The sequence below is a fragment of the Amycolatopsis sp. NPDC051071 genome (genome assembly GCF_040682875.1).
In the GTDB taxonomy this organism is placed as follows: domain Bacteria; phylum Actinomycetota; class Actinomycetes; order Mycobacteriales; family Pseudonocardiaceae; genus Amycolatopsis.
The window spans coordinates 1-13,028 of the sequence record NZ_JBFBBY010000192.1; the positions used below are offsets into that span (position 1 = coordinate 1).

General features: G+C 70.3%; 10 protein-coding genes. 1 reads left to right on the forward strand and 9 read right to left on the reverse strand.

Annotation, left to right across the window (positions count from 1 at the left end):
- Positions 1-184: 184 nt before the first annotated feature.
- Positions 185-1,018, reverse strand: coding sequence for an NAD(P)H-binding protein (locus tag AB0M65_RS35850; RefSeq protein WP_364038200.1), 834 nt, complete (start codon positions 1,016-1,018; stop codon positions 185-187).
- Positions 1,019-1,113: 95 nt separating this feature from the next.
- Between AB0M65_RS35850 and AB0M65_RS35855 the strand changes: the two genes are divergently transcribed.
- Positions 1,114-1,920, forward strand: coding sequence for a TetR/AcrR family transcriptional regulator (locus tag AB0M65_RS35855; protein ID WP_364038202.1), 807 nt, complete (start codon positions 1,114-1,116; stop codon positions 1,918-1,920).
- Between the two features lie 132 nt (positions 1,921-2,052).
- On the opposite strand, the gene AB0M65_RS35860 is transcribed toward AB0M65_RS35855, so the two are convergent.
- The 8 genes from AB0M65_RS35860 to AB0M65_RS35895 form a co-directional block, all read right to left on the reverse strand.
- Positions 2,053-2,862 carry an FtsQ-type POTRA domain-containing protein gene (locus AB0M65_RS35860; protein WP_364038205.1) on the reverse strand — a complete coding sequence of 270 codons (810 nt, stop codon included), beginning with the start codon at positions 2,860-2,862 and terminating at the stop codon, positions 2,053-2,055.
- A gap of 2 nt (positions 2,863-2,864) precedes the next feature.
- A complete protein-coding gene (gene murC, locus AB0M65_RS35865) occupies positions 2,865-4,313 on the reverse strand; it encodes a UDP-N-acetylmuramate--L-alanine ligase (RefSeq protein ID WP_364038208.1) in 1,449 nt (482 codons plus the stop codon).
- Positions 4,294-5,430, reverse strand: a complete 1,137-nt coding sequence (gene murG / locus AB0M65_RS35870) for an undecaprenyldiphospho-muramoylpentapeptide beta-N-acetylglucosaminyltransferase (protein ID WP_364038211.1) — start codon at positions 5,428-5,430, stop codon at positions 4,294-4,296. The genes murC and murG overlap by 20 nt, the downstream gene beginning before the upstream one ends.
- The gene (gene ftsW, locus AB0M65_RS35875) at positions 5,431-6,915 is read right to left on the reverse strand and encodes a putative lipid II flippase FtsW (protein ID WP_364038214.1); all 1,485 of its coding nucleotides are present in this window, start codon (positions 6,913-6,915) and stop codon (positions 5,431-5,433) included.
- Positions 6,902-8,314 (reverse strand): UDP-N-acetylmuramoyl-L-alanine--D-glutamate ligase, encoded by a 1,413-nt coding sequence (murD, locus tag AB0M65_RS35880; protein WP_364038223.1) that lies wholly within the window; start codon positions 8,312-8,314, stop codon positions 6,902-6,904. Before murD ends, ftsW begins: the two co-directional genes overlap by 14 nt.
- Positions 8,315-8,485: 171 nt before the next feature.
- A complete protein-coding gene (mraY, locus tag AB0M65_RS35885; RefSeq protein WP_364038217.1) occupies positions 8,486-9,574 on the reverse strand; it encodes a phospho-N-acetylmuramoyl-pentapeptide-transferase in 1,089 nt (362 codons plus the stop codon).
- Entirely contained in the window at positions 9,571-11,094 is a 1,524-nt protein-coding gene (gene murF / locus AB0M65_RS35890; protein WP_364038220.1) for a UDP-N-acetylmuramoyl-tripeptide--D-alanyl-D-alanine ligase, read from the reverse strand. The genes mraY and murF overlap by 4 nt, the downstream gene beginning before the upstream one ends.
- Positions 11,091-12,596, reverse strand: a complete 1,506-nt coding sequence (locus tag AB0M65_RS35895; protein ID WP_364038226.1) for a UDP-N-acetylmuramoyl-L-alanyl-D-glutamate--2,6-diaminopimelate ligase — start codon at positions 12,594-12,596, stop codon at positions 11,091-11,093. The genes murF and AB0M65_RS35895 overlap by 4 nt, the downstream gene beginning before the upstream one ends.
- Positions 12,597-13,028: the final 432 nt, after the last annotated feature.

Below are 13,028 nucleotides of genomic sequence, written 5' to 3' on the forward strand. Positions count from 1 at the left end.
CCGAGGGAAGGGGTCCTTCACGCGCGACCCAAGTACAGGAAGGCCCCCTTCCTGTACCTAGGCGCAAGGAAGGGGGCCTTCCTGTACCTCAGGCGAGCACGGGCGCCAGTACCCGAGCCCACCGAACACCTCGTGAGTGGCGATTCGGCTTGAAAAAAACGGTCGTCACCTCAGCGGTAATAACTCAGCGGAACGCGGCGGCGTTCGCCTCGGCCCACTCCCGGTAGCTGACGCCGGGCCGTCCGGTGAGTTCCTGGACGACACCTGTCGGCGTGTCGGGGTTCTCGGTGAAGTACGCGAAGCCGTCGAGCAGCCACTCGCCGATCTCCGCCGGGAGCCCGGCGTCGGCCCACTGCTTGGTCGCCTCGTCCCGGGTGAGTTCCTGTAAGACGACCTCTTCGCCGAGTGCGGCCGAGATGGCGGCGACCTGTTCGCGCTTGCTGATCGCCTCCGGGCCGCTCAGCAGGTACTTCTTGCCGACGTGCCCCTCGGTCAGGATGACGTGGGCCGCGACGGCGGCGATGTCCCCGAGGTCGATCGGCGTCATCCGCGCTTCGGCGTAGGCCTCGCGGACCACGCGCTCGGCTTTGATCGACTCCACCCAGCCCAGCGTGTTGTTCATGAACGCGCCGGGCCTCAGGAACGTCCAGTCGAAGTCCGCCTCCCGGACCGCTTTCTCGATGATCGCGTAGGCGACACCGCTCGAGTTCTCGGGCGGGTCTTCGGCCTCGTTGCCCGACAAGACGACCACTCGCCGGACTCCCGCCTCCTTCGCGAGCTTCACGAAGTCGTCGACGGTCTCCGCCAGTGGCGCCAGGTACACGGTGTCGATGCCCTTCAGCGCCTCCGGCAGCGTCTCGGGCTTGCCCAGGTAGCCCTTGGCGACCTCAACCTGCGGCGGCAGGGCGGCCTTCTTCGGGCTGACGGTCAGCGCCCGCACCGGCGCTCCGGCTTTCACCAGCTCGTCGACCAGCAGCCTGCCGACGCTGCCGGTCGCGCCGGTCACCAGGATCGTCACGATTCCCCACTCCTTTTCGTACGTCCTACGGTAATGGGTTAACCGTACCTCATACGAGAATGTAGAATCCAGCTTCAGTGGCGAGTGGAGTGTGGATGGACGTCGAGCGAAGCCTCGATCTGTTGTGGCGGGACCGGGCCGAAGCCCTGCAGCCGAGCCGGGGGCGGAAGCCGAGACTGACGCTTGACCAGGTGATCTCGACCGCTGTCACGCTCGCGGACGCCGAGGGTGAGGCGACCGTGTCGATGAGCCAGATCGCCAAGGAACTCGGCGTCGGCACCATGACGCTCTACACCTACGTACCGGGCAAGACGGAACTGCTCGACCTGATGGTCGACTCCGTGCTCGCCGAACGCGACCTTCTCGGACCCGGCGAGCCGCAGCCGGACGGCTGGCGGGAGCAGGTCCGGCTCTACGCCGAGCGCACGCTGACCGTGTTCCGGAAGCATCCATGGCTGCGCTCGACGTCGATGGCGCGTCCGGTGCTCGGGCCGGGGCTGATGGCAGGCCAGGAATACCTGATCGCGGCGGTGTCGGACATCGGGCTGGCGCCGCGCGAAGCGGTCGCGGCCGCGAGCAGCATCGAGATCTACGTCCAGGCGAACGCGGCACTGACGGCCGAGACCGCGCAGGTCGAGCAACGGACCGGGCAGACGACCGACGCCTGGTGGGGGCAGCGTTCGGTGTTCTGGGAGCGGTACTTCGACGTCGGCAGGCATCCCGCGATGACGCGGATCTGGGAAAGCGGCGGCTACGAGACCGAGACCTGCGAAGCCGACGACGAGTCCTTCACCTTCGGCCTGGAACGCCTGCTGGACGGCATCGGCGCCCTCGTCGCCCCTCGCAACGCGGGCGTTCCTGGCCCGGATAGCAGTACAGGAAGGCCTCCTTCCTGTACCTAGGCGCAAGGAAGGAGGCCTTCCTGTACTTCAGGCGGGGCGGGGCGGCGCCGGAAAGTGCCCCCGGCACCGCAAGTAGTCCTCTACTTGCGGTAGTTGGCGACGCGAACTATCGCAACCAGAGGACGAAACGCGTCACGAGACGGTGGGCAGGTCCGGGGCCGAGACGTCGTAGACCTTGCCTTCGCGGGTGAGCAGGGCGGCGAGGACCTTCGCCTTGCGTTCGGTGTCGGCGGAGGTACCCCACCGCACGGTCTTCCCGTCGGCCAGCACGAACTCGACGCTGCCGGGGGTCTTCGCCGTCGCCGTGGTCACCTGCTTCAGCAGCTGCCGCGGGATCACGCCGAGGACGCCGGTCACCGCGCGGGTCACCGGGTCGTCGGCCGACACCGAAGGCAGCTTCAGCTCGGGCAGCCCGGCCGGTCGTTCCTTGACCGTCTTGAACACCACTCCCCCGCCGTCGACGAGGTGCACGCCGTCGCCGCCGGGCCCGCTGTCGAAGAACGCGATGGCGACCCGTTCGGTCACGGTGATCTCAAGGGTGTTCGGCCAGGACCGCGCGACGTCGACGGTCGCGATCCCGGGCAGCCGCGCCACCCGGTCGCGGATCTCGTCGGTGTCCAGGCGCAGCATCGGTTTCTGGTCGGGCACCGCCGCCGCGCCGCGGATCTGGTCGGCGGGCACGGAATTCGACCCGGCGACGTCGACCTGCCGCACGCCCAGCATCGAGCTGAAGAACAGCAGGTACACGACGGCGACGGCGGTCAGCACCGAGAGCAGCGCGACCCAGCGGCGCCGCATCTCCTTCTGCCGAGGGGGCCGGGTGACGCGGCGGCGGGCGGAAACCGACCGCCTGCCGCGCCGGGCCTTTGCCCGTTCGGCCCGGCTCATGGTCGGACGCCGACCGGGTTCGGCCGGGCGGCGGCGTTCCCCGGTCCGTGTCATGGCTAGCCCGCCCGCCGGTCCAGTTCGGCCAGGATCTCCGGGCCGAGCTGCGTGACGTCGCCGGCGCCCATGGTCACCAGCAGGTCGCCGGGTTTGACCAGATCCGCCGCCAGTTTCGCGGCGACGTCGAACGCGGGCTGGTAGTGCACCGCCGGACCGGAGATCTGGTCGGCGATGAGCGCGCCGCTCACACCGGGCTCCGGTTCCTCGCGGGCACCGAAGACGTCCAGCACGACGACCTCGTCGGCCAGCGACAGCGCGGCCGCGAACTCCTTCGAGAACGTCTTCGTGCGCGAGTACAGATGCGGCTGGAAGACCACGATGACCCGGCCCGCACCGGCGGCCGTCCGCACCGCGCGCAGCTGCGCGTCGACCTCGGTCGGGTGATGCGCGTAATCGTCGTACACCCGGACGTCGCCCGAGCGGCCCTTGAACTCGAACCGCCGCCGGACGCCGCCGAACGCGGCGAGCCCTTCGGCGAGGCCCTCGATCGGCGCGCCCAGTTCGATCCCGGCGAGCAGCGCGGCGATCGCGTTCAACGCCATATGTTCACCCGGCACCGCGACCCGGAGGTCGATCTCGCGGCGGGGGTGGGCCCCCGCCAGGGGGCTGGAGAAACCACTGCCCGGCAAGGAAACCCGAACGACTCCGCCGTCGGGGGCCGGGGTGTAGTCCAGCACCTTCGCGTCGTCCGCGCCGGTGACCGAACGGCCGTAGCGGCGGACGCGGATGCCTTGCGCCGAGGCCTGTGTGCCCAGCGCGTCGGCGCCATCGTCGTCACCGCAGACCACGAGCAGCCCGCCCGGTTCGATCCTGGCGAGGAAGTCGGTGAACACCGAGACGTAGGCCTCGGCCGTGCCGTGGTGGTCCAGGTGGTCCGGCTCGACGTTGGTCACCACGGCGACCGACGGTGAGTAGGCCAGGAACGACCCGTCACTCTCGTCGGCCTCGGCGACGAAGACGCCGCCTTCGCCGTGGTGCGCGTTCGCACCCGACTCGTTGAGGTCGCCGCCGATGGCGAACGACGGGTCGAGATGGCAGTGCATCAGCGCGACGGTCAGCATCGACGTCGTCGACGTCTTGCCGTGCGTCCCGGCGATGCACGCGACACGGTGGCCTTCCATCAACCCGGCGAGTGCCTGCGCGCGGTGCAGCACGGTGATCCCGCGTTCCCGCGCGGCCGCCAGTTCGGGGTTGGTCTCCTTGATCGCGGTCGACACGATCACCGAGGACGGGCCGCCGGGGAAGGCGTCGAGGTTCTCGGCACGCTGGCCGACGGCGATCTCGGCGCCCTGTGCCCGCAGCGAAAGGAACGCGCGCGACTCCTTGGCGTCGGAACCGGAGACCTGGGCACCGCGGGCCAGCAGGATGCGGGCGATGCCGCTCATCCCGGCGCCGCCGATCCCGATCAGGTGGGCACGCGTGAGCGTCTCAGGCAGTTTGTCGGGCACCGGCGGCCTCCAGCACGATCTTGGCAAGGGTCTCGTCGGCCTCGCGATGGCCGAGACCGACCGCGGCCGCACTCATTTTCGCGACCCGGTCGGCGTCGGAGATCAGCGGGATCACCAGTTCCGCGACCTTGGCGGCGGTGAGGTCGGCGTCGGCGATCATCAGCGCGGCACCGGCGTCGACGGCGGGCTGGGCGTTGACCGCCTGTTCGCCGTTGCCGTGCGGCAGCGGGACGAACACGGCGGGCAGCCCGACGGCGGACACCTCGGCGGCGGTCATCGCGCCGGAGCGGCACAGCACCGCGTCGGCAGCGGCGTAGGCCAGGTCCATGCGTTCCAGGTACGGCACCGGGACGTAGGCGGGCTTACCCGGGAACTCCTGGACGATCAGCGTGTTCTTCGGCCCGTGTGCGTGCAGGACACCGATCCCGGCGTCCGCGAACTCCTTGGCCGCGCCGGAAACCGCGCCGTTGATCGACTGCGCGCCCTGCGAGCCGCCGAAGACCAGCAGCGTCGGGGCGTCCGGGTCGAGCTCGAAGAACGCGCGGGCCTCGGCACGCAACGCGGCCCTGTCGAGCGAGGTGATGGAACGACGCAGCGGGATGCCGACGACCTCGGCCTTCGCCAGTGGCGTCCCCGGGACGGCGACGGCGACCCGGGCGGCGAACCGCGCACCGACCTTGTTCGCCAGACCCGGCGACTTGTTGGCCTCGTGCACCACGATCGGCGTACGGCCACGCGCGGCCAGGTACGCCGGAAGCGCGACATAGCCACCGAAGCCGACGACGACGTCCGCGCCGACGCGCTCCAGGACCGCACGGGTGCGCTTGACCGAGTCGCGGACCTTCAGCGGCAGCTTCAGCAGCTCCGGCGTCGGCTTGCGTGGCATCGGCACCGGCGGGATGAGTTCCAGCGGGTAGCCGCGGGCCGGGACGAGCTTGGTCTCCAGCCCGCGCTCGGTCCCGAGCGCGATCACCGTCGCGTCGGGGCGCAGCCGCATGACCGCGTCGGCGAGCGCGAGTGCTGGTTCGATGTGTCCTGCGGTACCGCCGCCGGCTACCACGACCACCGGCCCCTTGCCGGCGGCGGATCTCTCAGCGCCCTTAACGGGGTTACTCACCTATGACCTCTCCGGTTTGCGGTACCGGCGTTTCGCGGTACCGCGGTTCACTGCCGTTCGCGCGGCCGTCCGCCTGCCGGGTTCCCGCACCGAACGGCGCCGTTCCTGGGCGGGCGACGGCCTCGCCGTCCTCGGCGCGGGCCTCGCCGCCTTGGCGGCACCACCCCTGGCCGCGGTGCCCTTGCGTTTGGCGGGCGGGCGGTACGGCTCGGGTGCGGGAAGCCTCAGCAGGCGTCCGAATTTACCCGGGCCCTGTGAACGCAGTGCGGCCACCGCCTCCGGTTCGTGCCGGGCGGCGTTCGCGAGGAACCCCATGATGAGCATGGTGATCACCAGTGACGTCCCGCCGTAGGAGATCAGGGGCAGCGTGACGCCGGTGACCGGCAGCAGGCCGACGACGTACCCGATGTTGATACCCGCCTGGGCGACCAGGAAAACGGTCAGCGTGCCGGCGACGATCCGGATCCACGGGTCGAGGTTGCGGGCGGCGATCCGCAGGCCGACGATGGCGACCCCGGCGAACAACGCCAGCACCACCACGCAGCCGATGAAGCCGAGTTCCTCGCCGATCAGGGCGAAGATGAAGTCGTTCTGCACGTTCGGCAGGTAGCCCCAGTTGGACTGGCCCTGGCCGAGGCCCTTGCCGAACAGGCCACCGTCGGCGAGCGCGAGTTTCGCCTGGTTGGCCTGGAAGCCGTCGGCGCTGACGTCCGGGTCGCCGGAGACGAACGACAGGACCCGCTTCAGCCGGTACGGCTCGATGATGGCCAGCACCAGCACCCCGACGAGCCCACCGGCCAAGATCACGCCGAACAGCCGTTTCGGCGCGCCCGCGAACCACAGCAGGGCCAGCAGCACCACCGCGAGGGTGATCGTGCCGCCGAGGTCGGGCTGCATCATGACCAGCGCGAACATCAGCAGCGCGATCGGCACGACCGGGACGAGCAGATGCCGCCACTGGTTGATGATGTTGTACTTGATCACCAGAATGTGCGCGCCCCAGAAGGCGAGCGCGAGCTTGGCGGCTTCGACCGGCTGGAAGGCGAACCCGCCGAGCGTGAACCAGCCCTGCGAGCCGTTGAGGGTGGACCCGAGCGGCGTCAGCACCAGCATGAGCAGGCCGAGGCAGACCACGGTCATCGTCGCCGAAAGCCGGCGGACACGTTCCAGCGGGATCCGCAGCCCGACCCAGAACACCACCGCGCCGATCGCGACGAACATGATGTGCTTGCTGAACTGCGCGTACACCCCGGCGCCGGTCTTCGGGTTGTACGAAGCCACCGAGGACGCGGACAGCACCATCACGATGCCGATCACGGTCAGCACACCGGTGAGCGCCAGAACCAGGTGGAACGAGGCGAGCGGCCGCGAAAGCCAGGCCGTCAGCGCGGTGCGGAACGTGACGAACGCGCTTTCCTTGCGCTCGCGACGCTTGCGGGCTTCACGCGGGGCGGACCCGCGCTGCCTGTCCTCAACCGCCGTCACTGGTCTCCCCCGCACCGTCGCGCAGGACGTGGACCGCACGCTTGAACGCGTCGCCGCGTTCGCCGTAGTTGCGGAACATGTCCAACGACGCCGCGGCGGGGGCCAGCAGCACCACATCCCCGGGGCGTGCCAGTGCGCTGGCCGCCTTCACCGCCGCAGTCATGGGTTCATCGTCACCCGGAAGGAGGCTGTTCACCGGGACATCCGGCGCGTGTCGCGCGACAGCGGCGGCGATCACGGGTGAATCGACCCCGAGCAGCACGACTCCGCGCAGCCTGCCGGCGATCGAGCCGACGAGCTCGTCCACCGAGGCGCCCTTGAGCTGGCCGCCGGCGATCCAGACGACGTTCAGATGCGCGCGCAGCGAGCCACCCGCCGCGTGCGGGTTGGTCGCCTTCGAGTCGTTGACGTATTTGACGCCGCCGATCTCGGCGATCTCCTCGGCACGGTGCGGCGCGGGCTGGTACTCGCGAAGGCCCTTGGCGACGTCCTCGCCGCGTACGCCGTACGCGCGGGCGAGCGCGGCCGCGGCGAGCGCGTTGGAGACGTTGTGCGGACCGGCGGGCCGGACGTCGGCCAGCGTGCCGAGTTCGTCGGCGCTGGTCGCCGGGTCGGCCACGAAAGCGCGGTCGACCAGCAGATCCTCGACGATGCCGAGTTCACCGGGTCGCGGGGTGTCCAAGCCGAACGCGACGCGGCGGGCGTCGGCGGGCGCGTGTTCGGCCGCGAGCCGGGCGGACCACTCCTCGTGGATGTTGTGCACCACGTTCCGCGAACGGTGGTGGACGCGCCCCTTCGCGGCCGCGTACTCCTCCATGGAGCCGTGCCAGTCGATGTGGTCCTCGGCCAGGTTCAGCACCACCGAGGCGAGCGGGGCCAGCGTGGACGACCAGTGCAGCTGGAAGCTCGACAGCTCCACGGCGAGCACCTCGTGCCCGGCCCGGACCGCGTCCAGCACCGCGAAACCGACATTCCCGCAGGCGACGACGTCGACCCCGGCCGCACGCAGAATCGACTCCAGCATCCCGACGGTGGTGGTCTTGCCGTTGGTCCCGGTGATCGCGAGCCACACCGGCGGTTTGTCGCGCAGCTGCCCGACCCGCCACGCCAGCTCGACGTCACCGATCACCTCGATGCCCTCGGCGGCCGCGGCCACCAGCAGCGGCGACGTCGGCCGCCAGCCGGGGCTGGTCACGACCAGGTCGACGCCTTCCGGCGGCTCGGCGAGGCCCGGAACCAGCTCGGCGCCATGGTTTTGACCGAGCTGACCTTCAAGTTCGGCCAGCCGTTCGGCGTCGCCGTCGGTGACGGTGACCCGCGCGCCCAGTTCCCGCAGGACGGGGACGACGGATTTGCCGGTGACCCCGGCACCGGCGACGAGGACATGGCGACCGGCCAGTGTCGCGTGATCCCCGCTGCCTTGCGGCGCTGTGGATCCACGTGGTTCCTGGCGAGTCGGAGGAAAGTCCTCGTACCGGGTTGTACTCGGGCTTTCCTCCGACGCTGCCAGGGGCCGCGTGGGCCGCGGCGGCGTGAGGCGAGCGGGGTCACGCGACACTGGCTCCACCGCTTAACCCCCGAGACCGAGTTGCTCGCTGTAGAACAGCCCGAGACCGAACATGCAGCAGATGGCCGAGAGCAACCAGAACCGGATGATGACCGTGGTCTCCGCCCAGCCTGCCAGTTCGAAGTGGTGATGGAACGGCGCCATCCGGAACAGCCGCCGCCGCGTGGTGCGGAAGACCGCGATCTGCGCGACCACCGAGATCATCTCGACCATGAACAAGCCGCCGATGACGATGGCGAGCAGTTCGGTGCGGGTGGTCATCGACAGCCCGGCGACCAGGCCGCCGAGGGCCAGCGAACCGGTGTCCCCCATGAAGATCTTCGCCGGGGCCGCGTTCCACCAGAGGAACCCGACGCAGGCGCCGGTCGCCGCGGCGGCCACGACGGCCAGGTCCAGCGGGTCGCGGACGTCGTAACAGGCGGCCTGCGGGGTGACCCCGCACGAGAGGCGGGTCTGCCAGAAGGCGATGACGACGTAGGTCGCCAGCACCATCGCCGCGGTGCCGCCGGCGAGCCCGTCGAGGCCGTCGGTGAAGTTCACCGCGTTCGACCAGCCCGAGATGACGATGTAGCAGAAGATCACGAAGAACACCGACGGGAAGGTGATCAGCGCGAGGTCCCGCACATAGGAAAGGCTCTCCGAGGCGGGCGTCAGGCCTTCGCCGTTGGGGAAGCGCAGGGCGAGTACCGCGAAGACGATCGTGACGACCAGCTGGCCGACCAGTTTCGCGGTCTTGTTGAGCCCCAGGTTGCGTTGTTTGCGGATCTTGATGAAGTCGTCGAGGAAACCGACGATCCCGAGGCCGACGGCGAGGAACAGGACCAGCAGACCGGAGGCCGACGGGCCGCCGGTACCGGTGGCCGTGCCGCCGAACGAGCTGATCAGATGGGCCACGAAGTACCCGACGACCATCGCGATGATGATCGCGACACCACCCATCGTCGGGGTACCGCGTTTGGATTTGTGGCCCTGCGGTCCTTCCTCCCGGATCTCCTGGCCGAAGCCCTGCCGGGAGAAGACCCGGATCAGATAGGGAGTGAGGAGGATGGAGACCAGCAGGCCCGCCGCGGCCGCGATCAGGATGCTGATCACGCGTCACCACCGTTCGAGCGTTCTTGGGAGGGGGAAGGGGGTACTGCGAGAGCTGCTTCTGGGGGTGCGAGCAGGGCGTCGGCCACTCGCCACAATGCGGCGACCTTGGACGCTTTCACCAGCACGACGTCCCCTGCGCGGAGCTGATCATGCAGCAGGGCGATGGCGGCCTCGACGTCGGGTACCGGTATCGATTCCTCGCCCCAGGAACCCTCCTGGTGCGCGCCCTGGTGCATGGTCGCGGCCTCCTGGCCGACGACCACGAGCTTGTCGATGTTGAGCCGGACGACGAGCCTGCCGATGCTGTCGTGTGCCTCGACCGCGTCGTCGCCGAGTTCGCCCATCACGCCGAGCACGGCCCAGGAGCGGCGCTGGGTGCTCATCGACGCGAGTGCCTTGAGCGCGGCCCGCATCGACTCGGGGTTGGCGTTGAACGAGTCGTTGAGCACCGTGACGCCGTCGGGGCGCGTGGTGACCTCCATACGGCGCGCGGAGCGCCGTTCGAGGCCCGAAAGGCGGGCCCCGATCTCTTCGGGCGTCGAGCCCAGCTCCAGTGCCACAGCGGCGGCTGAGAGGGCGTTGCCGACCTGGTGCTCGCCGTAGAGCGGCAGCTTCACCTGTGCGTCGCCGTCCGGGGTGATCAGGCGGAACGACGCGCGTGCCTCGTCGTCGAGGGTGATGTCCACGGCGCGGACCTGCGCGGACGTGCTTTCCCCGACGAACACGACCCGGGCGGTTGTGCGGCTCGCCATGGCCGCGACCAGCGGGTCGTCGGCGTTCAGGATCGCGACACCGCCGTTTTCGGCACTCGGCAATGCCTCGACGAGCTCACCCTTGGTCTTGGCGATGCCGTCGCGCGAGCCGAACTCTCCGACGTGCGCGCTGCCGACGTTGAGCACCACCCCGATCCGCGGCGGCGCGATGGCAGCCAGCTCGGCGATATGGCCGGGGCCGCGGGCGGACAGTTCCAGCACCAGATGCCGGGTTCCCGCGTCGGAGCGCAACGCCGTCCAGGGGTGGCCCAGCTCGTTGTTGAACGAGCCCGGCGGCGCGACCGTGGGGCCGAGTGGCTCCAGCAGCTGGGCGATGACGTCCTTGGTGGTGGTCTTGCCGGAGGAGCCGGTGATGCCGACGACCGTCAGCTGGTCCCCGGCCAGCTTGTCGACCACGTACCTGGCGAGTTTGGCGAGCGCGGCCAGCACGGCGGCGCCGGAGCCGTCCTTGTCGCCGGTCAGCGCGACCGACCGCTCGTGCGCGACCCCGGCGTCCAGCGGCGGCACGATGACGGCGGGTGCGTCGACCTCGCGGGCCGCGAGCACCGCGACGGCGCCGGACTCGACGGCCTTCGCGGCGAAGTCGTGCCCGTCGACCTTCTCCCCCGGCAGTGCGACGAACAGGCCGCCGGGCGTGAGCCGCCGGGTGTCGAATTCGACGCTTCCGGTGACCTCGGCGGTGCCGTCGGTCCGATGCAGCCCGCCGCCGACGATTTCGGCGATCTCGGCAAGGCTGAGCACGATCACACTGTCTCCAGACGTCTGCGGATGGCGGAGGCCAGCTCGTCCCGGTCGGAGAACGGGTGGACGATGCCCTGGATCTCTTGGCCGGTCTCGTGGCCCTTGCCCGCGATGAGGACGATGTCGCCGGGCCGGGCGAGTTCGACGGCCCGGACGATGGCCTCACGGCGGTCGGCGATCTCGAGGATCTCGCCGCCCAGCGCCGGACCGGCGTTGCGGGCACCGGCCAGCATCGCCGCCCGGATCACGGCCGGATCCTCCGACCGCGGGTTGTCGTCGGTCACGATCAGCACCTCGCTGCGCCGGACCGCCGCCTCGCCCATCACCGGGCGCTTCGCGGTGTCGCGGTCCCCACCACAGCCGAGGACGGTGATGATCCGGCCCTCGGTGCGGGCACGCAGCGCGTCGAGCCCCTGCGCGACAGCGGCGGGTTTGTGCGCGTAGTCGACGACCGCGGTGAACGGCTGGCCGAGGTAGACCCGCTCCATCCGGCCCGGCACCTCGACCGAGGCGAGCCCGGCGACGATGGCTTCGAGCGGGACGCCGGCGGCGTTCAGGATCGCCGCCGCGAGCACCGCGTTCGCCACGTTGAACTCACCCGGCAGCGGGATCTTCGCCGAGGCGGAGAGGCCTTCGGGGCCGTGCAGGGTGAAGGTCTGCTCGCCGGCCGGGGTGGGCGTCAGGTCGGTGGCACGCCAGTGCGCGGCCGTACCCGGCTCGGTGGAGACGGTCACCGTATGCGGGGTGAGGAGCGCCTGGCCCCAAGCACTGTCGACGACGACCACCTCGGCAGTGGAGCGGCCGTCGAACAGCAGCGACTTGGCGGCGAAGTACTCCTCCATGTCCTTGTGGAAGTCCAGGTGGTCCTGGGAGAGGTTGGTGAAGGCCCCGACCGCGAACCGCGTGCCGTTGACGCGGCCCAGCGACAGCGCGTGGCTGGAGACCTCCATCGGGACGTGCGTGACACCGCGCTCCACCATCACCGCGAACAGCGCCTGCAGATCCGGCGCCTCCGGCGTGGTGAACCCGCTGGCCAGCCGCTCGCCCGCGATCCGGGTCTCCACCGTGCCGATCAGCCCGGTGGTGAGCCCCGCCGCCTTGAGCCCGGCGTCGACCAGGTACGACGTCGTCGTCTTTCCCGCCGTCCCGGTCACACCGAGCACCGACAGCCCCAGCGACGGCTCGCCGTAGATCCAGGCGGCGATCTCGCCGAGTGCGGCACGCGGGTCCGGATGCACGAGGATCGGCACGCCCGCGTCCCGCAGCGCCGGGCGCTCGGCACCGGCCTCGTCGGTGAGCACGGCGGCGGCACCGGCGGCGACGGCCTGGTCGCTGAAGTCCGCGCCGTGGGCGCGGGCGCCGGGAAGCGCGGCGAAAAGGTCACCCGGGAGGACGTGCTGGGCGCGCAGCGTGCTGCCGGTGACCGTCAGCTCGGCCGCGGCCGGGTAGCCGTCGCCGTCCACCACGAGCCGCGCACCCGCCCTGGCGAGCAGCGTACCCAGCCGCATCGGCTCGATCCTGGCCGGACGAGGGGGTGCGGCGACGGCCTTGACCGGACTGTCCGGGACCGGGGCAGCCATCGCGCCGGACCCGCTATCGACGGCGGGACCGCTGCGGGGATCAGAAGTAGGCACCGACACAGCCAAGGAGGTTACCGGCGCGGCATTCGGGTGACGGAAGCGGTGCGGGGTGTAAGCGCGTCGATCACTCTCGTGGTAATGGGTGTCATGAGCTCTCCTTGGCACACAAGGACTTCCGACCGTCGCTTGAGGACTGACCTGGTGAGCGGTCGCCGTTTTCGATGCCTTACCCGATCCGGGGAACCATGCACGGACAGCGACGGCCCGCTCGGTACCGGTGCCGCCCCTGCCCTGGAGTACATGAAGGCCCCCTTCCTTGCGCCTAGCGCAAGGCAGGGGGCCCTCAGTTAGAGTCGAAAC